The organism is Marinobacter sp. CHS3-4 (genome assembly GCF_030053415.1).
In the GTDB taxonomy this organism is placed as follows: Bacteria; Pseudomonadota; Gammaproteobacteria; order Pseudomonadales; family Oleiphilaceae; genus Marinobacter.
In genome coordinates this window covers 182,925-201,471 of record NZ_JASGBJ010000003.1, presented here as the reverse complement: position 1 = coordinate 201,471, position 18,547 = coordinate 182,925, and the positions used below count along the sequence as shown (strand labels likewise).

General features: G+C 56.0%; 19 protein-coding genes. 7 read left to right on the top strand and 12 right to left on the bottom strand.

Features of this window, described 5'->3' with window-relative positions; genetic code table 11:
- The first annotated feature begins 54 nt into the window (after positions 1 to 54).
- The 3 genes from QLQ17_RS14640 (at position 55) to bamJ (ending at position 1,808) form a co-directional block, all read left to right on the top strand.
- Positions 55 to 597, top strand: a complete 543-nt coding sequence (locus QLQ17_RS14640; protein WP_283210353.1) for a TIGR02444 family protein — start codon at positions 55 to 57, stop codon at positions 595 to 597.
- Positions 591 to 977 (top strand): DUF4124 domain-containing protein, encoded by a 387-nt coding sequence (locus QLQ17_RS14635; RefSeq protein WP_283210352.1) that lies wholly within the window; start codon positions 591 to 593, stop codon positions 975 to 977. Before QLQ17_RS14640 ends, QLQ17_RS14635 begins: the two co-directional genes overlap by 7 nt.
- Before the next feature lie 120 nt (positions 978 to 1,097).
- On the top strand, positions 1,098 to 1,808 hold the full coding sequence (gene bamJ / locus QLQ17_RS14630) for a BamJ family beta-barrel-assembly machinery protein (RefSeq protein ID WP_283210351.1): 711 nt from the start codon (positions 1,098 to 1,100) through the stop codon (positions 1,806 to 1,808).
- 86 nt (positions 1,809 to 1,894) lie between these two features.
- On the opposite strand, the gene rsd is transcribed toward bamJ, so the two are convergent.
- Entirely contained in the window at positions 1,895 to 2,377 is a 483-nt protein-coding gene (gene rsd, locus QLQ17_RS14625) for a sigma D regulator (RefSeq protein ID WP_283210350.1), read from the bottom strand.
- 91 nt (positions 2,378 to 2,468) lie between these two features.
- Positions 2,469 to 2,984, bottom strand: coding sequence for a disulfide bond formation protein B (locus tag QLQ17_RS14620; protein ID WP_283210349.1), 516 nt, complete (start codon positions 2,982 to 2,984; stop codon positions 2,469 to 2,471).
- A gap of 121 nt (positions 2,985 to 3,105) precedes the next feature.
- Between QLQ17_RS14620 and QLQ17_RS14615 the strand changes: the two genes are divergently transcribed.
- Positions 3,106 to 3,576: a flagellar basal body-associated FliL family protein gene (locus QLQ17_RS14615; protein WP_283210348.1), complete on the top strand. Its 471-nt coding sequence runs from the start codon at positions 3,106 to 3,108 to the stop codon at positions 3,574 to 3,576.
- A gap of 4 nt (positions 3,577 to 3,580) precedes the next feature.
- On the opposite strand, the gene rmf is transcribed toward QLQ17_RS14615, so the two are convergent.
- From rmf to QLQ17_RS14595, 4 genes are all read right to left on the bottom strand, one after another.
- On the bottom strand, positions 3,581 to 3,793 hold the full coding sequence (rmf, locus tag QLQ17_RS14610) for a ribosome modulation factor (RefSeq protein ID WP_283210347.1): 213 nt from the start codon (positions 3,791 to 3,793) through the stop codon (positions 3,581 to 3,583).
- A gap of 124 nt (positions 3,794 to 3,917) precedes the next feature.
- Positions 3,918 to 5,471 (bottom strand): glutamate--cysteine ligase, encoded by a 1,554-nt coding sequence (gene gshA, locus QLQ17_RS14605; protein WP_283210346.1) that lies wholly within the window; start codon positions 5,469 to 5,471, stop codon positions 3,918 to 3,920.
- 66 nt (positions 5,472 to 5,537) lie between these two features.
- On the bottom strand, positions 5,538 to 7,877 hold the full coding sequence (locus QLQ17_RS14600) for a Tex family protein (RefSeq protein WP_283210345.1): 2,340 nt from the start codon (positions 7,875 to 7,877) through the stop codon (positions 5,538 to 5,540).
- 63 nt (positions 7,878 to 7,940) lie between these two features.
- Positions 7,941 to 9,671 carry a GGDEF/EAL domain-containing response regulator gene (locus QLQ17_RS14595; protein WP_283210344.1) on the bottom strand — a complete coding sequence of 577 codons (1,731 nt, stop codon included), beginning with the start codon at positions 9,669 to 9,671 and terminating at the stop codon, positions 7,941 to 7,943.
- Between the two features lie 138 nt (positions 9,672 to 9,809).
- Here QLQ17_RS14595 and rep point away from each other — a divergent pair, with 138 nt between their 5' ends.
- On the top strand, positions 9,810 to 11,831 hold the full coding sequence (rep, locus tag QLQ17_RS14590) for a DNA helicase Rep (protein WP_283210343.1): 2,022 nt from the start codon (positions 9,810 to 9,812) through the stop codon (positions 11,829 to 11,831).
- Between the two features lie 118 nt (positions 11,832 to 11,949).
- Here the strand turns inward: rep and QLQ17_RS14585 are convergent, their stop codons facing one another.
- Positions 11,950 to 12,378: a c-type cytochrome gene (locus tag QLQ17_RS14585; protein WP_283210342.1), complete on the bottom strand. Its 429-nt coding sequence runs from the start codon at positions 12,376 to 12,378 to the stop codon at positions 11,950 to 11,952.
- Positions 12,379 to 12,543: 165 nt separating this feature from the next.
- Here QLQ17_RS14585 and QLQ17_RS14580 point away from each other — a divergent pair, with 165 nt between their 5' ends.
- Together QLQ17_RS14580 and QLQ17_RS14575 are read left to right on the top strand one after the other, a co-directional pair.
- Positions 12,544 to 12,876, top strand: coding sequence for a hypothetical protein (locus tag QLQ17_RS14580; RefSeq protein WP_283210341.1), 333 nt, complete (start codon positions 12,544 to 12,546; stop codon positions 12,874 to 12,876).
- Between the two features lie 13 nt (positions 12,877 to 12,889).
- Positions 12,890 to 13,993: a phospholipase A gene (locus tag QLQ17_RS14575; protein WP_283210340.1), complete on the top strand. Its 1,104-nt coding sequence runs from the start codon at positions 12,890 to 12,892 to the stop codon at positions 13,991 to 13,993.
- Here QLQ17_RS14575 and QLQ17_RS14570 read toward each other — a convergent pair.
- From QLQ17_RS14570 to QLQ17_RS14550, 5 genes are all read right to left on the bottom strand, one after another.
- Positions 13,988 to 15,340 (bottom strand): phosphohexomutase domain-containing protein, encoded by a 1,353-nt coding sequence (locus tag QLQ17_RS14570; protein WP_283210487.1) that lies wholly within the window; start codon positions 15,338 to 15,340, stop codon positions 13,988 to 13,990. The genes QLQ17_RS14575 and QLQ17_RS14570 overlap by 6 nt on opposite strands.
- Positions 15,341 to 15,352: 12 nt before the next feature.
- Positions 15,353 to 15,829 carry a bacterioferritin gene (bfr, locus tag QLQ17_RS14565; protein ID WP_283210339.1) on the bottom strand — a complete coding sequence of 159 codons (477 nt, stop codon included), beginning with the start codon at positions 15,827 to 15,829 and terminating at the stop codon, positions 15,353 to 15,355.
- Positions 15,830 to 16,006: 177 nt separating this feature from the next.
- A complete protein-coding gene (locus tag QLQ17_RS14560; RefSeq protein ID WP_283210338.1) occupies positions 16,007 to 16,213 on the bottom strand; it encodes a bacterioferritin-associated ferredoxin in 207 nt (68 codons plus the stop codon).
- Between the two features lie 84 nt (positions 16,214 to 16,297).
- On the bottom strand, positions 16,298 to 17,581 hold the full coding sequence (gene pepQ / locus QLQ17_RS14555) for a Xaa-Pro dipeptidase (protein WP_283210337.1): 1,284 nt from the start codon (positions 17,579 to 17,581) through the stop codon (positions 16,298 to 16,300).
- Positions 17,574 to 18,488 carry a LysR family transcriptional regulator gene (locus QLQ17_RS14550; RefSeq protein ID WP_283210336.1) on the bottom strand — a complete coding sequence of 305 codons (915 nt, stop codon included), beginning with the start codon at positions 18,486 to 18,488 and terminating at the stop codon, positions 17,574 to 17,576. The genes pepQ and QLQ17_RS14550 overlap by 8 nt, the downstream gene beginning before the upstream one ends.
- Positions 18,489 to 18,547 lie beyond the last annotated feature (59 nt).

Here is an 18,547-nt window from a genome sequence, read left to right as displayed (position 1 = left end):
CGGCTTCTGATAATGGTGGAATCGTAGATTCGTGCAATAGTGGAAGGTGTCAGCGTGGCCAGTAATATAGCGATACCTGAGGATGTTATGCTGGACACGCCTCTCTGGCGCTTTGCAGGCAAATTCTGGTCCCGGAGCGGGGTTTTGGACGCTTGCCTTGAATTGCAGGCACACCAGTGGAGCGTAACCGATCTTTTGTGCGCATTATGGTTGGCCTCTGAAGACCGACCGTTTGATGGGCTGACAGATCCTCGGATTTTGACATGGCGTTCAGAGGTGACACAGCGCCTTCGACAGGTTCGCAAGGCTATCCCGAAAGGAAATCCGGTCACAGAATCCACCAGACATCAGGTCGCCAGCAGCGAACTTGAAGCGGAAAAGGTAGAGCTTGCCCTTGCCTACCGAGAGATCGAAAGCAGCGGCAGTCAACAGACGTCATCGCATCAGTTTAAAAACGGCACGGCAAAGTCATTGGCGCTGAGAAACCTTCAGTCGGCCTCACCGGAGAAAACAATGGACACCAAGACCGGCACGTTGCTGGAGACGCTGGCTGACGAATTGCACAACGCCATATCCGGGGAGTGTGCGCCATGCTGATGAAATGGCTCATACGTCTTGCCTTTCCGGCACTGGGCGTATTGCTGCTGCTGATATTCTTCGGAATCGGTGACCCATCCGAACCCATGTCCAAACAGGGCACAAACGAGACTCAGCCTGACATTCCGGCCTTTGAGGGCCTGGTTCCGTCTCCGATCCCCACCGAAGGCCCGGAAATTGTCTTCAAATGGCAGGACAGTGACGGAGGCTGGCACTATGCCGATGCTCCTCCCGATAGCGGACAGTGGAACGCGCTGGCTATTGAGAGGGCCGACGAGACCACTCGCCCCAGCAGTAGTCCCGATGCCGCTTCAGACTGGCAATCTCCCTACAATGCCCCTTTCTCGATGGGCGTCGATCCGGCAAACAGCGGCAGTTGATCTTGCCGCTGATCCGCTCAGTTCAATCCTTAACACATGTTCAGTGGCATCTGCGGCCGTAACCCGTTACGGTCTTGGGTTTCACAAAAGCCAACTGCACTAGATCGAAGGAAGCCAAATATGAAGAAAACGTTGATTGCACTCACGGTTGCCGGCGCACTGGCAGGCTGCTCCTCTTCCCAGGAAACGCCACCCGACCCCAAGCTTGAAACCAACGACCAGAAGGTAAGCTATGGCATGGGTCTGGTCATGGGCGAACGCATGAGCAACGATCTGCCGGACCTGCAGATGGAACAATTCCTACAGGGTATCCAGCATGGCCACGCGGGTGATGATGAGCAGACCCGCATGTCCCGCGAAGAGATTCAGGCTGCGCTGATGTCCTATCAGAAAGAGATGCAGGAAAAGGCAGCTTCGCAACAGGAAGAACTGGCCCAGAAAAACCTGGAAGCCGGTCAGACATTCCTGGCCGAAAACGCAGAGCGGGAAGGCATTCAGACCACAGAATCCGGCCTGCAGTACGAGATTATTGAGGAAGGCGAGGGCGACATGCCCAGTGCTGATGACAGGGTAAAGGTTCACTACACCGGCGAACTGATTTCCGGTGAAGTATTCGACAGCTCTCGTGAACGCGGCGAGCCGGTAACCTTTGGCCTCAGTCAGGTGATTCCTGGCTGGACAGAGGGCCTTCAGTTGATGCCGGAAGGCAGCCGAGCCAAGCTCTACATTCCTGCGGATCTGGCCTACGGCCCAGGCGGAAACCAGCGCATTGGCCCCAACGAAACGCTGATTTTTGACGTCGAGCTTCTGGAAGTCAATCCAGAGTCCTGATCATCGGTCAGCCCATAAAAACGGCCCTGCGAGCAGAACGCCGCAGGGCCTTTTTTGAATCTTGACGTGTTGACAACCCGCCCCGTTCAGGCCGACGACATCACCTTCTCTGCGTGGGCATTATGCAGATGCTCGATCAGGAAATCTTCCATCTCGAACCGGGTTTCCAGAGTCTCACCCAGCTCTGACAACTGCTCAAACAAATCGCGAATTTTATCTTCTGAAAGCGACTGGCCGTTCAACTGATCGTTGAAATTCAGGGCCGTTTCAGTCGTTTTTTCAATGCGCGGATACACTTTCGAGGCCAGTTCAATGCCACCGTCGTTAAATTCTCGCGCTTCCTGAATCAGCTGCTCATAAATTTCGAAATGGCCAGCAGATACATAGTCCACCAGCACTTCACATAAACGGACAAACTTCTGCTGCAGCGTCTCTGTCTGGGAAAAATCAGTAGTGCCTGACAAGTCACAGTAATGAACCAGCAATTCTTGCCTTTCTTTCAGCCAACGATCGATCAGATCACTTACTCCACCCCAACGCTCCTTGGCATTCTGGCAATTTTCCAACATGACGCCTTCTCCAATTAACGATTTCGATTTTGCTTCTTATTGTTTTGAATGAGTTCAAGTTACCCCAAGGCCGTGACCGGCCGCAACCGTTTCATCGGCTGATCCAGTCCGGGCCTGGCGGTTTTTTGGGTGAACGGAACATCAGCACCAGGCCTACCAGGATAACCAGCACAAAAAACACCGATGTCCAGCCGGGGATACTCAATCCCAGAAACCGCCAGGTCACTTCGGCACAATCACCGGTGCCTTTCAGAGCCGTGGTCAACACTTCCATCAGCGGCAACACTTCCAGCAGATAGTCCACAGACGGACCGCATGCCGGCACCTGATCCGCAGGAAGACTCTGCAGCCAAAGCTGACGGCCCGCCACCCCGAGACCCGCGCCCGCACCCAACACCATCAAAAAGCCGTAGATTCTGATGCCAAACGAGGCGGGTCCGTGCAGGGCGGCAACAAGCGCAACCAGTCCTACCGCCATAAACCCGAACCGTTGTAGCCAACACAATGGGCAGGGCTCCAGCCCCATCACGTATTCCATGTAGAAAGCCACACCCAGCAGGCCGGCACACAGCAAGAAAATCAGGAAAAATATCAGTCTGGAACTCAAAGGACCCCCTCTGGACAGGATACGGGCTGCAAGTGGCGAAAGAGCCTGCTATTCTCCGGATAGCGTGGCTTTTATCCGAAGCTCAGTCACTTAACCGCAAACCAAAACGAACTTCAAGCCTATGACTCTCAACCTGAAGCGCTTTCTGCTGATTCTCGCTCTGCTTATGCCATTGTCACAAACTGGCCATGCTCAGGAAGAAGATGAGGAACAGCAAAACGAAGAGCAGGCCGAAGAGCAAACAGAAGAATCGGAAAATAAGGCGGTCACTGACTACATTGCCATGGACCCACCTTTCGTGACCCACGTTGGCACACCGGACGAATCACTGATCTACCTGAAAGCCGCCATCACACTGCGTGCATCCAGCCCTAGCACACGCCCTGCGATCGAAACCCATATGCCAAGGCTTCGCCATGAACTGGTAATGCTGTTTGGTGAGCAAACCGATGTAGACGCGATGACGAGCAGCAACGGACAGAAGGCACTGAGGGAAGAGGCAAAGAAACGAATCAATCAGGTGCTTGAGGAGCAACAGACCGACGAGCAGGTCACCGACGTGCTGTTTACCGAGTTCGTCGTTCAGCGTTAGCCGATCAGGCGATGTTGGACAGAAAATCGTCGTCGGGGCGGGTTTGCCGGGCGACCAGATCTGCATCTTCCCAACCCGCTTCCCAGGCAGCAACAACCACCTCGCCACGGTAAGGACAGCGATCGCGCGGCATACCCATGTTGGCGGCCATGTACCCCTGACGGTAGGCCTTGTTCAGAGCCTCGACGTCCCATCCTAGCTTGAGGTCCCTGGCCATGTTCTGTCCTCCACCGTTGGTTGCTGCAACAAACCGTGAACAGCTTTTTACAAAAACTAACAGCGGCCACAAAGCGTGACAAACGCTTTTTTCTCATTCTGTGGAGCACTTCCACTAATAGGCGCTAGCTCTCAAGATACTTTGCCAGGAACTCGTCAAACGGCTGATTATCAGCCTTCTCCATCTCTGCCTGTTCCTTCAGAGAGTCCTCGCTCATGGCCTTAAAGCTTGCCATCATGTGCTGGGACAGCCCTTCCTTACGCAGAGCCTGCTGGTGTTGCGCCGCTACAGACAACCCCCACTCGCGGTGCCCCAACCCGGCAGTTTCCATGTCCGACAACACTCGGGCCGACGGCACCAGGGTCGGGTTGGTCAGTTTGTCACGCTGCGTTTTTAAGGCGCGTCGATAGGTATCTGATCCGCAAAGACTATCCAACTGCTCGGCAAGTGGCTCAAGGTCGTCCATCAGGGCGCTGGCCGCTAACCCGACACCGACCCGCTCGCTCCGTCGGCATAGCGTGAGCGAGGGATCCCTGCCCCAGGCAACCACATCCTGGTAATTATCATCCAGGCGATCGCATTCGGCATCGTCAATACGTGGGCTGTCTGACAGCAAGCAATCCATCAGGAACAGATCGAGGAAATCGATCTGGCTTTCGTTGACGCCCGCCGCTGAAAACGGGTCCAGGTCGAGGCAGCGCACTTCGATGTACTCCACCCCCCGGGATTCCAGAGCCTGGATGGGCTTTTCGTTCCGCTGCGTGGTTCGTTTTGGCCGCACGGCACTGTAATACTCGTTTTCAATCTGCAGGACGCTGGTATTGATCTGAATAAACTGGTCGCCGCGCCGCGTCCCAATGGCTTCGTATTCTGGCCAGGGTGTGTGAATGGCTCGTGCGAGTGTCTGGGTGTAGGTATCCAGCTCATTGAAGCAAATATTGAGCGACGACTGGGCATTGTTGTGATACCCCAGATCCCCCATGCGCAAAGACGTCGCCGTGCGACCGTACCAGGTGTCATCACTGAACCTGGCCAGTTCATGACGAACGTCTTTCACAAAGCTGGCATCCAGAGCCGGCGACGCACCGAACAAAAGCATCAGCAACCAGCTGCGACGGCGGAAATTGCGGATCAACCAGAAGTACTGATCAGACTTGAAGTCTTTCAGGCTCTGCTGGCTGCCCAGGCGCTCGTGCCAGAGCTGCCAGAATTCATCCGGCAGAGAAAGATTGTAGTGGGCGCCGGCAATGCTCTGCATCATCCGCCCATAGCGAACCGCGAGACCCTGGCGATACACGTGCTTGAGCCGGCCGATGTTCGCCGTGCCGTATTCGGCGATCGGGATGCTGGCATCGCCGTCCAGCTCGCAGGGCATGCTGGATGGCCAGAAGAGTTCGTCGCCCAAATTCATTTGCACGAAAGCATGGATATCGCGAAGGGAAGCAAGCATGTCTGACGTGTTATCAAACACCGGCGTTATCAGCTCCAGAAGCGCTTCCGAATAATCGGTGGTTATTCTGGGATGGGTCAGAGCTGAGCCCAAGGCCTTCGGATGGGGTGTCTGAGCGATGAACCCATTACGATCGACCCGCAGGCCTTCTTTCTCGACGCCCTTTCTGAAACCGGTCCATTCACTGGCCGAGAACTGGCGAAACAGTTGATGGCGGGATTCCCCCATGGGTCACTCCTGCGATGACAGAGCCGGACTGCCCGGCCCCATCAGTATCGTTTGTGGTACTGGCCGTCAGCGGCCGTCTTTACGGGCCGACGCCAACGCCTGCGCCAACGCTCCCGCCATTGCACCCTGCTGATCCTGCTTGCCAGCGCGCTGGCCACCGCCACCGGACGACTTGCCAGCGAATGCCGCTTTGGGCTTTCCGGCCGGAGCATGTTTGTCGTTCTTCCCACCCGGCTGATCATCCATGCGCATGGAAAGACCGATCCGCTTTCTGGGGATATCCACTTCCATGACCTTCACCTTCACGATGTCCCCTGCTTTGACCACTTCACGGGGGTCCTTTACGAAGGTATTCGACAAGGCAGAAATATGCACCAGGCCATCCTGGTGAACGCCAATATCCACAAAAGCACCAAAGTTGGTAACGTTGGTGACAGAACCCTCCAGCACCATACCGGGCTTGAGATCGCTCAGTGTTTCAATGCCTTCTTCGAAGCTGGCGAACTTGAATTCAGGTCTGGGGTCGCGCCCGGGTTTTTCAAGCTCTGCGAGAATGTCCTTTATGGTCGGCAGGCCGAACTTGTCGGTGACGTAATCCTGGGCATTCAATGATCTAAGGAAGGCCGCATCGCCAATGATGCCCTCCACTTTTCGGTTGTTCTTAGCCGCAATGGCTTCGACAACGCCGTAGGCTTCCGGATGCACCGAGGAGCGATCCAGCGGATTGTTGCTGCTGGCGATACGCAGGAAGCCCGCCGCCTGTTCAAAGGTTCGATCGCCCAGACGGGCCACCTTCAACAACTGCTTGCGGCTCTCGAACATTCCGTTCTGATTGCGAAAATCGACAATATTAGAGGCAATGCTCTGATTCAGCCCCGCCACGCGGGACAGCAGGGGCACCGACGCGGTGTTCAGATCAACGCCCACACCGTTTACACAGTCTTCGACTACCGCATCAAGACTGCGGGACAATTGCACCTGGGACACATCGTGCTGGTACTGCCCGACACCAATGGACTTGGGCTCTATTTTTACCAGCTCGGCCAGAGGGTCCTGCAATCGGCGGGCAATGGACACAGCACCGCGAATGGTCACGTCCAGATCCGGCAATTCGCGAGACGCAAATTCGGACGCCGAGTACACCGACGCACCGGATTCACTCACCACGATTCGCGCAAGCTTGAGATCCGGGTATCGCTTGCACAGATCTGCGACGAGTTTTTCGGTCTCGCGGGACGCCGTCCCGTTGCCGATGGCAATCAGTTCGATCTTGTAGTCTCGACACCATTTGGCCAGCTGCTCGATGGATTGATCCCATTGATTGCGTGGCGCGTGGGGAAAAATACCGCCATGTCCGACCACCTGGCCGGTACCATCAATCACGGCGACTTTGACCCCTGTGCGCAGACCGGGATCCAGACCAAGCGTCGGTCTCGGGCCGGCGGGCGCCAGCAGCAACAGATCTTTAAGGTTGGCGGCAAATACGTTGATGGCTTCATTTTCCGCCGATTCCCGGACCTGGGCCATCAGATCAGTTTCTATCTGGGTCGACAGTTTCACCCGCCAGGTCCAGCGAACCACCTCTGACAGCCAGCGATCTGCTGCCCGGCCCTGATCACGTATCTGCCAGCGGGCGGCGATGCGCTGTTCTGACGGATGCGGTTGGCGACGATCTTCTTCCGCATCACCGACAACCAGCGTGTAAGTCAGGATTCCTTCATTTCGACCGCGTAGTATGGCCAGCGCCCTATGTGAGGGCACTTTCTTCAGCGGTTCAACGTGGTCGAAATAATCCCGGAATTTGGCGCCCTCGTTCTCCTTGCCTTCAATCACCGTGACCTTGAGCTGACCCTGTTGCCAGATGAAATCGCGAAGATCACCCAGCAGCTCTGCGTCTTCTGCAAAACGCTCCATCAGGATCGCCCTGGCACCATCCAGCGCCGCTTTGGCGTCGGTGATACCGGCCTCGGTGTTCAGATAGCTCTCAGCTGTGTTTTCCGGGTCCTGGGTGGGGTCGTCATACAACGTGTCCGCCAGCGGCTCCAGGCCTGCCTCACGGGCAATCTGGGCTTTGGTACGACGTTTGGGCTTGTAGGGCAGATAGAGGTCTTCAAGGCGATTCTTGGTGTCGGCTGTCTCAATGCTGGCTCGAAGCTCGTCGGTCAGCTTGCCCTGCTCTTCAATGCTCTTGAGAATCGTGGCGCGGCGATCTTCCATATCCCTCAGATACCGCAGGCGATCTTCCAGAGTTCGCAGTTGGCTGTCGTCCAGCGAACCGGTGACCTCTTTCCGGTAGCGGGCGATGAACGGAACCGTTGCGCCCTCATCCAAAAGTCCAACGGTGGCTTTTACCTGGTCTTCTCTTACGCCCAGTTCTTCGGCAATGCGGCTGGTAATACTGTTCATCGCGCTCGTCATTCTACCCTTCAGATGCATTGGTTCAGAGCGCAAAGGTACAGTGGCTTTTTGTCACAGGCAAGCGGCCTTGTCGCGGTTGTTCAGGAATTCGACAAGGCGTTCCCAGGGCATCGGACGCGCATAGTAGTAACCCTGGATTTCATCGCAATGCTGCTGGCGCAGGAACTCCAGTTGCCCCTCTGTCTCAACGCCCTCTGCCACCACACTGATCTGCAAACTGTGAGACAGGCTGATAATGGCCTTGATGATGTGCTCGGCGTCCGCCGAGCGACCCAGATCCTGAACAAACGACTTGTCGATTTTCACCAGCGAAATGGGCAGATGTTGCAGGTTGCTGAGGGACGAGAACCCGGTCCCGAAATCATCCAGCGCAAAACTGATGCCCAGCTGATTCAGCTCACGCAGGCAGCGCTGCGCGTATTCCGGGTCGTGCATCATGGCGCTCTCGGTAAGCTCGAGCTCCAGCAGACTGGTGTCGATATTGGCATTGAAGATGATGCGGAAGATGGTTTCGGTCATCTTGCGGTCGTGGAACTGGCGGAACGACAGGTTCACCGCAAACACCAGCCCCGGATGGCCAAGCTCGCCGGATTCCTGCAACCGCTTGCAGGCCTGCTCGATGACCCAGTAACCAATCGGAACGATCAGGCCGCTATGCTCTGCCGCCGGGATAAACTCATCCGGCCCGACCAGACCCCGCTCGGGGTGGTTCCAGCGCAACAGACATTCCACCCCGCGAACTTCTTCGGTCGCCAGGTCAATTCTGGGCTGATAATACAGTTCCAGCTCATTACCCCGGAGGGCATTGCGCAGGTCCGCCTCCAGCCGAAGCTGATGACCAGCAGTAATGTGAAGTTCCCGATCATAGTAACGATAGCTGGTTCCGGGATCCCGCTTGGCTTCAAACATGGCCCGGTTCGCCCGACGGAGCAGGTTCTCGGGGCTGTCTCCCGCTTCCGGGTAGGTTGCAACACCAAGGCTGGCGCTGACCACAATCGACTGACCGCCAACATTGACTGGCTCACCAATAGCGGTAACCAGCTTGCGGATCACGTGGGCAACATCCAGGGCGTCGTCCACTCTTTCAATGATGATGGCGAACTCATCACCACCAATACGCATCAACGAATCTGCCCGGCGAAGCTCTGATCTGAGCCTCTCAGCCAGACGCATCATCAACAGATCACTCTGCCGGTAACCGAACGACTCATTAAAACTGCGGAAATCATCGAGATTGATATGCAGAAGCGCGAGACGCTGAGACGCACTCTTGGCACGAATCAGCGCATTCTGCAAGCGATCGAAGAACAGGTCCCGATTGATGAAGCCCGTCGCAACATCACGACCCAATTGGCCATGGGCCGATTCCGACAACTGCTGCCGATACCATAGACAGCGAACCGCTCGACGCAGCCCCCAACGATCAAGGTTGCTGCGGCTAAGGTAATCGGAAGCGCCAAGCCGGCATAGCTCAACCCCGCGATCTGCGTGGGGCTCAGCACTGATGGCGAGGATGGGCTTTTCGCCACTGGACACCGTGAGGTACTGCAGAAAAGAGGATTCTGATCCACTGTGAAAAATGCAGTCCCAGATAATCAGGTCATAAGAGGTATTGCGGACAAGATCGTCGCAATCCACGAGGTCCGGACACCAGGTAAGATCCGCCTGCATCTCCAGATCTCCGGCCAAAAGCGCACCGAGCCATAGCAAATCAGCGTGTTCTGTAGTCAGCACCAGGATTCTTACCTGGCTGACGTTGGCCTCTGTGGGTACCACAGTCATCAACAAAACGTCCTGTTCATCAAAAGCCGCCATTTCCGTTCACATAAGGATAGCCTATAGATCAGGAAGGTACAGCAGCGCTGTGTGGTGTAGAATCGGAAGCGCGAAATTTGTTCCTTTTCCCCGGCTGGCGCCTTCATGGTAAATCAACTTAACCCCCGACAAAGTGAAGCCGTACGTTATGCAGATGGGCCCATGCTTGTCCTGGCCGGTGCCGGCAGCGGTAAAACCAGCGTAATCACCCGTAAGATCGCCTATCTTATTGAGCAACTTGGCATTCCCGGGCGGCACATTGCCGCGGTCACCTTTACCAACAAGGCCGCACGAGAGATGAAAGAACGCGTGGGCCGGCTGGTGGATCGCAAGCTCACTCGCGGGTTAATCGTGTCCACGTTCCATAATCTCGGCCTCAATATCATACGAGAGGAATATGAGCATCTGGGCTACCACCCCGGCTTCTCGATATTCGACGCCGACGATGCCAAGGCCCTGCTTCAGGACCTGATGATGCGAGAAGCGAGTGCCGATGCCGGTGATGAGCTATCTGACGTACAGATGACCATCTCGTCCTGGAAGAACGCCATGCGCGACCCTCATCAGGCCCTGAGCAAAGCGGCTGATGAAAGGGAACAACGCATTGCCATTATTTACCGACACTACGCAGACTACCTGAAAGCCTACAATGCGGTGGATTTTGACGACCTGATTCTGCTGCCGGTGAAGCTTTTTCAGAGTCAACCAGAAGTGTTGGCGAAATGGCGCCGGAAAATCCGGTACATGCTGGTGGATGAGTATCAGGACACCAACCTGTGCCAGTACGAGATGGTCAAACTGCTTGTAGCCGAGCGCGCCGCTTTTACGGTGGTGGGTGACGACGACCAGTCTATCTATGCCTGGCGTGGCGCTCGGCCAGAGAACCTGGCGCAACTAAAGGAAGATTTCCCCAGCCTGAAGATCGTCAAACTTGAGCAAAACTACCGTTCAACGGTTCGCATTCTGCGCTGCGCCAACACAGTGATTGCCAACAACCCCCACGTGTTCGAAAAAGCCTTGTGGAGCGACCACACCACGGGTGACGAATTGCGCATCGTGCGTTGTCGCAATGAAGATGCAGAGGCGGAACGCATAGCCACCGAAATCCTCGACCAAAAACTGAAAAAAGGCCTCAGATTTCTGGATTTCGCCGTGCTCTACCGTGGCAACCATCAGGCCCGCCTGCTGGAAGTGAAGCTGCAGGCCTATCAGATACCCTATCGGATCTCCGGCGGACAGTCGTTTTTCTCCAAGAACGAAATCAAGGACGCCATGGGCTACCTGCGTATGCTGGTCAATCCGGATGACGACGCCGCCTTTCTACGCGTGGTGAATGTCCCCCGCCGCGAGATCGGCCCCCGCACATTGGAGCAGCTGAGCCACTATGCCCGTTCCCGCAATGTCAGCCTGTTCAGAGCCCTGAGCGACATGGGTGCGGAAACCCACGTGACTGAAAAGGGCCTGGACCGTTTGCGACGCTTCGCCCATTGGGTCGACGCTACCTGTGAACGCCTGCACAGCGAGGACCCGATACCTGTCATCAAGCAGCTGTTCACCGACATTGAATACGAAGAATGGCTTCACCTCCATTCTGGCTCACCCAAACAGGCAGAGCGGAGAATGGAAAACATCTGGTACCTGGTGGAGTCCGTTCAGCGCATGTTGGATGACGGCAAAGGCACGGCGGATGAAATGGGTATCGAAGATGCCATCAGCCGACTGATACTGCGCGACCTGATGGAACAACGGGAAGAGGAAGACGACAGCGACAAGGTGCAACTGCTAACCCTGCACGCGTCCAAGGGCCTGGAATTTCCGCATGTGTTTATCATGGGGCTGGAAGAAGAAATCCTGCCACACCGAAGCAGCATTGAAGAAGGCAACATCGAAGAAGAACGCCGCCTGATGTACGTGGGCATTACCCGCGCCCGGGAAACCCTGACTCTGACTTACGCCGCACAGCGCAAACAGTACGGGGAAAAGCTCGAAACCATTCCCAGCCGGTTCCTGGATGAACTGCCGGAAGATGACTTGCGCTGGGAAGGTACCGGCGATCTGGATCTGGAAGCCAACCAGAAAAAAGGCAAGGCCACGCTGAGCGCGCTGCTAGGGGACCTGGGCAATTAATCTCACGTTAGCAGCGGCCGGGACGCTCACAGACGTCCCGATAAACCGGTAGCGTTTACACATGCCCATAAAAAAGCCCCCGAAGACGGGGGCTGTTCGGTGCTGTTGAGAACCAACGTCACTGGGAGGCTTCTACCAGGTGCTCCACAGCCAGCTCGATTTCCTCATCTGAACAGTTGCCGCAACCGCCCTTCGCCGGCATGGCGTTAAAGCCATTGATGGCGTGTGTTACCAGCGTTTCGAGACCCTTGTCTATGCGCGGACTCCAGGCACCGGCGTCACCTTTCTTCGGGGCACCGGCAGCGCCCGTATCGTGGCAGGCAGCACAGGCAGAGCTGTATACTTCACTCCCGGAGCGTGGCCCAGAGCTTGCCGTCTGCGCCGGAGCTGCAGATTCACCGCAGTCTTCTCCCTGAACACATACGGTACCGACTGGCGCAATGCGCGAACGGATTTCATCTTCAACGCTTGCCATTACGGCACCGGCTGTCAGGCCGAAGCCAAGCAAAACAACCGCCAGGGCTTTTGCCACAACTGTTTTCATCATCACACGTCACCTCAATAATTGGGCGTTATAAAAATCGAATTGGGGGCATTATAGCGATTGCAGCCTGGCAAAAAAACCAAATGGCAAAATGAGCCGAAAATACAGGTACCATTCCTGTCATCACGTCGTACAATCCCGACGCAATTTGCTTTCAAGGAACTCCGTATGCCAGAAACGAATCCTGTCCAACGCTGGCGCAAACCACTGCTAATTCTGGAATTCTCGGCCTTAGCCGTGCTCCTGATTTCCATGGGCTGGTTTTCCAGCCGGACTGACACCGGCGAGCCGTTGAATCCTGCGTGGCTGCTGATTCCCGCCGCTGCAAGCCTGGCGGTGTTTATCAGTTTCATCGGGCTGATGTATTTACGTTGGGTCGTGGCGGCGGCCGCAGAACGCAGAGTTCGTCATAAAATTGTGTTTTCCTTGCTGGTCATCACTCTTCTAGGCGTCTGGGCATTCGGCATTGCCAACACGTGGATGAGCCTTTCGTCTGCCTGAGGATTTACACCGCATGGATCACAACTTTTTCAGCTGTCCGTTGAGACCTGCGACAGCCTTGCTGATATTACTGGGGGCAACCCTGGCGCATGGCCAATCAGCGAGATTGTCCACGCCGCCCGAAGAACCTCCGGCAAAACTCAAGATCTGCACTGACGTTGAAAACGGCGTAGAACGCCTGGCCTGTTACGATCGTATGCTTGCGCCCTCGCAGGACAGGGCTTACCAATCGGAAAATCGAATGGAGACCCTTGCTGATACGAATCCGGCATTGCCGGGCCGCGAAGAAGGCGGAGATTCTGACGTCATGGCTTCACTGGTCGACCAGTACGTTGCTGCGGAAAAGGCCGTATTCTCGTTTTCGGGGGGCTTTGTGGGGCACCGCCCGATGTACATCCTGCCGTTCAGCTACCTTAAAAATGCCAACCGCCAGCCTGTCAGCCCCAGAACCGGTGTCGCGCAGTACGATTACCCTCTGGACAACCAGGAGGCCAAGTATCAGATCAGCTTCAAAGTGCCATTGTTGACCGGCATGCTGGATGACCGCACAACCCTCTGGTTCGGGTATACCCAGAAATCTTTCTGGCAGGTTTATAACACGGACGATTCAGCGCCGTTCCGGGAGACGAATTACGAACCGGAACTCTTCGTGCGTTATGAAACCAACTACGATTTCGGCCCGGGCAAGCTGAATGGCGTGACACTGGGATTCAATCACGAATCCAATGGTCAGTCAGAGCCACGATCTCGGAGCTGGAACCGTGTTACCGCCTCTGCTGCCTACAGCTATGGCCGCTGGCTGTTTGTCCTGCAACCCTGGTATCGAATGCCGGAGAGCGCCAGCGAAGACGACAATGCGGATATTGAGCGCTACCTGGGCCACGCCAATTACCTGGCCATCTACCGCTGGAGCGAAAACCGCACGCTGTCTCTCAAGCTGATGAACAATCTGCGCTCGGACAACAAGACGTCGGTAGAGCTCGGTTACAGCTTCCCGATGGGCGACACGATGAAAGGCTACATCCATTACTACAATGGCTATGGCGAGAGCCTGATTGACTACAACCAGCGCGTACAGCGGATTGGCGTCGGAATCATGTTGAAAGACTGGCTATGACGCCAGTCTTTCCATTTCGGCCAGCAACTCTTCGGTTTTTGCCTTCATCAACGGAATATCTCCGCGAGACTCCACATTCAGTCGAACCACCGGCTCGGTGTTGGACATCCGCAGGTTAAACCGCCAGTCGTCAAATTCGATGCTGACGCCGTCCACGTGGCTGACGCTTTTGGCGTCTTTGCCATAGGCCGCTTCGATCGCACCAATCACCTTCGCCGGGTTCTCGATAGTGCGATTAATTTCACCGCTCGCCGGGTAGGCTTCGATGCGGGCATCAATCAGTGAGGACAGAGTCTGACCGGACTGGCAAAGGCGCTCGGCAATCAGCAGCCAGGGAATCATGCCACTGTCACAGTAGGCGAAATCCCGGAAATAGTGATGGGCACTCATTTCCCCGCCGTAAACCGCGTCTTCGTCGCGCATGCGCTGCTTGATAAAAGCGTGGCCAGTTTTGCTTTCGATGGCCTCACCACCCGCCGCCTCCACCAGATCCAGAGTGTTCCAGGTCAGGCGTGGGTCGTGGATGACTTTACCGCCTCCGGTTTTTCTCAGGAACTGGTCTGCCAGCAGGCCGACGATGTAGTAACCCTCAATAAAGCGGCCGTTCTCGTCGAAGAAGAAGCAACGGTCGTAGTCGCCATCCCAGGCGATACCCATCGCAGCCCACTGTTCGATCACTGCCTCGGCGGTGGATTCCCGGTTTTCCTGAAGGATCGGGTTGGGTACGCCGTTGGGGAAGTGCCCGTCGGGCTCGTGGTGCACTTTGACAAACTCAAACGGCAGGTGTTGCTCGATTTCGTCGATCACCAGCCCCGCCCCACCATTTCCGGCGTTCACCACAAAGGTCATCGGGGTGAGTGACGTCGAGTCGATGTAGCCCAACAGGTGTTTTATGTAAGCCGTCATGACCTCAAGTGGTTCGGATTTACCCGGCGTCGGTGCATCCTCGAAAGGCTCCAGGACCCGATCACGGATGTCATTCAGACCGTTATCCGAGCTGATGGGCCGGGATTGGGGGCCGACCATCTTCATGCCGTTATGATCTTTGGGATTGTGGCTGGCCGTCACCATGATGCCGCCGTCCATGTCGAAATGGCTGGTGGCGAAATACACCATTTCGGTGCCGCCCAGGCCAATATCAAACACGTCGGCACCGGCGGCCATCAGCCCGGCACTCAGCGCCTCGGCAATCTCCGGGCTGGAAAGGCGGATGTCGTAACCGACGATTACGCGCTTTGCGCCGGTCACTTCGACGTAGGCCCGACCGATACGCTCGGCCAGTTCCGGGTTTAGTTGGTCGGGCACGCGCCCGCGCAGGTCATAAGCTTTAAAGCACGACAGATCCATTGTCATTGACAATTACTCCGCTGGGCTGGACTGAAGTTGGATATAGTTCTGAATACCCATCTGACTGATCATTTCCTGCTGAGTCTCCAGCCAGTCAATGTGCTCTTCTTCACTGTCGAGAATGTGGCGGAAAAGTTCGCGGCTGGTGAAATCCTGAACCTGCTCGCAGTAAATCACTGCTTCTTTCAAATCCTTATGGGCAATCATCTCGAGCTTCAGATCGCAGTCGATCATCTCCTCGACGTTTTCGCCAATCAGCAACTTGTTCAGATCCTGCAGGTTCGGCAGGCCCTCGAGGAACAGAATCCGCTCAATCAGCATGTCAGCATGCTTCATTTCATCAATGGACTCTTCATATTCCTTGTCCGCCAGCTTGGTGATGCCCCAGTCCTTGTACATCCGCGAATGCAAAAAATACTGATTGATTGCCGTGAGTTCGTTTGCGAGGACCTTATTGAGGAACTGGATGACCTTCTTGTCGCCTTTCATAACGAAACTCCCTTATAGATCGAGTTAACATGTTCGCGGAAAGCCGGGTTGCCAGCTTTTAGTATCAAGAGAATAACGGTTCGCGATGAAAGAAAAAATCGCAAATAAGAACAGAATGCGAGGAGAGAAAGAAAAAACAACCTTTGCCAGCCCCCTTTACGGGACTGGCCCGGTTGGTCAGGCGGGTACAGCCAGCATGTCTGCCATGGCCAGATAATCCGGTGTGCGACTCTCGCGGAGAATCTCACGCGCGGTGCAGGCACATCGACCACATTGGGTGCCCACGCCAAGCTCTTTACCCAACTGACGCATGGAGCTGATTCCGTTGTCAGCCGCTTCGCGAATTTCCCGGTCGGTCACACCGTGACAAAGACAAACATACATAAGCAGGCATCTTTGATTGCTGAAAGTTAGTGATAATTATTGTCATTCACACTTGGTTTTGCAACCACCCAGCTCACTTTTTTGTTACCCGCGTGTCAGATTGCGAGGACCATCCACTGTCACTGCCACGTTGTCCTCGATGCGTATGCCACCACAGCCACGAAGCTCAGCGACCAGAGAGGTATCAATGTGTTTCCCCAACGGCCCTTCCAATACGGGATCCAGCAACGAAGGAATGATGTAGAGGCCCGGTTCGATGGTGACCACCATGCCCTCCTCCAGCTGGCGAGACATTCGCAGATTCGGTGAATCTTTTGACGCAGGCTTGGGTTTACCCGACACGTCATGCACCTGCACCCCCAGAAAATGGCCGACGCCATGAGGAAAGAAAGCCCGGGTAATGCCCTCATCCACCATGACCTGGTCATCCAGACCTGTTACCAGGCCTGAGGCGGATAAAAGCGCCGCCACGCCCTGATGGGCTTTTTGGTGGATGTCTGCGTAATCGGTACCCGGCGTTACCATGGTGCAGAGGCGCTGCTGGAGCTGGTCCAGGCCGTGGATCAGAGCTGCAAACCGGCGCTCGCCCTCACCCGCGGTGGTGCGGGTGATGTCCGAGCAATAACCGCGATAGCGCACACCAGCATCGATCAAAAGGCTTCTGGAGGCGTCCGGGCGGGCAGTATCGTAATACTGATAATGAAGCGTCCCGGCGTGGGCATTAACGCCAATGATGCTGTGATAGGGCGCATCCGCCTCCCGTTGCCCGGTGGCCTGCTGATAGGCCAGGCTGATCTCGAATTCACTGGCGCCTTCCTGGAACACCTTACGGGCAGCCTCATGGCCCTTTAACGCCCGTCGATTGGCCTCCGCCAGGCACTCGACTTCATAAGCGGTTTTGCGAACCCGGGTTTCGTTCAGGGTCTGTATTAACGCCTCCGGATTGTGATTGCCGGGCACGGAGCCGATCTGCGCCGGGTCGCCGAGAACGGCCAGTTCGCCGCAGGCGGGCAAAGAAGGCGGTTCGGCTTCTGCCAGAGTGTGGACGATCATGCGTTCGAGCCAGGGTTCTTCTGGCCGGGGCAGAGTGGCGTGCCAGAAATCCACCGGCTCATGCAGCCAGAGGATTGGGGTCTCCCCTGTGCGAATCAGCAACCAACTGTGCTCGCGACCGGTCAGACCGGTCCAGTGCAGAAACGGACCGTAACCTTGAAAGTGCCATCGTTGATCATCCCCGTAGCGATAGGGCGCCGCGCCGGACGCAATCAGCACACCGTCAAAGCCATGCTCGTTCAGCGCGCTTTCATATCGGCGCTGAAGCTCATCCAGATGGTCAATTTGCAAGTTCAGCAGGCCGTGCTCAGGCATGGTGTTGCTCCAGTTGATTCCAGAGAGTTAAAAGGTCGTCGGATCGGGAGTCCCGCAGCCGGATCAGTCTGATTTGCAGCGGCACATCCCAGACCGGATCCCCGGCCCGCACCAGGCTGCCATACTGCTCGCTTTTTTCGGTCATGCGGCTGGGCAGCCAGCCCATTCCAAACCCTTGTTTGATCAACGCCTTGACCCCTGCGGACTGGGTATTTTCATTCAGCGGCAGAAAATTAGCCGTTTGTGAAAGCCTTGCAACATGGCCTTCGATGGCCGACTGCAGAAAGCCACGGGGGTGATAGGCAATTAACGGCAAGGGTTGCTCGGGCGTGCCCGGCAACGCGAAACGAGGCTCGCCACTCGGTTGACTGACGCTGACCGGCACCAGAGTCTCGCGGGCCAGCTCCAGCCACTCGAACTTCTCGGACACCAGCCGATCTCCCCAGGGAAGATCCTGATGCCAGTAACACAGCACGAAATCGCATTCCCCTGCCTCGAGGGCATCGAGAAACTGTTCGCCGACCCAGTTGGTGGCTTTCAGGTTCAGCTGCAGGCGCTCGGCCACGCCCGCATCGCTGGCCCAGCTGTTGTAGAAGTGGGAAAACAGGCCCTGAGTCGACCCCACACTGATTCGCGCGGATTCCTCTGCGTCCAGAGCCGCAATGCGATCTCTTACGTCTCTCACATCACGGGTGATCCGTTCACACAATTCCAGAAACATGTCACCAGCGGGGGTCAGCGATAATGGCAATGTTTGCCGATTGATCAACGTTGAACCCATGGCTTCTTCCAGCAGCTTGATGCGCCGACTGAACGTAGGTTGGCTCACGTGCTGCAATTCAGCCGCACGCGAGAAATGGCGCGTTCTGGCCAACGCCATGAAGTCTTCGAGCCAGCGAACTTCCATACAGATTCCAGTCCTTCACAGGTCACACCGCCCAGCAACTTCAAGGGCAGTCAAAGTGA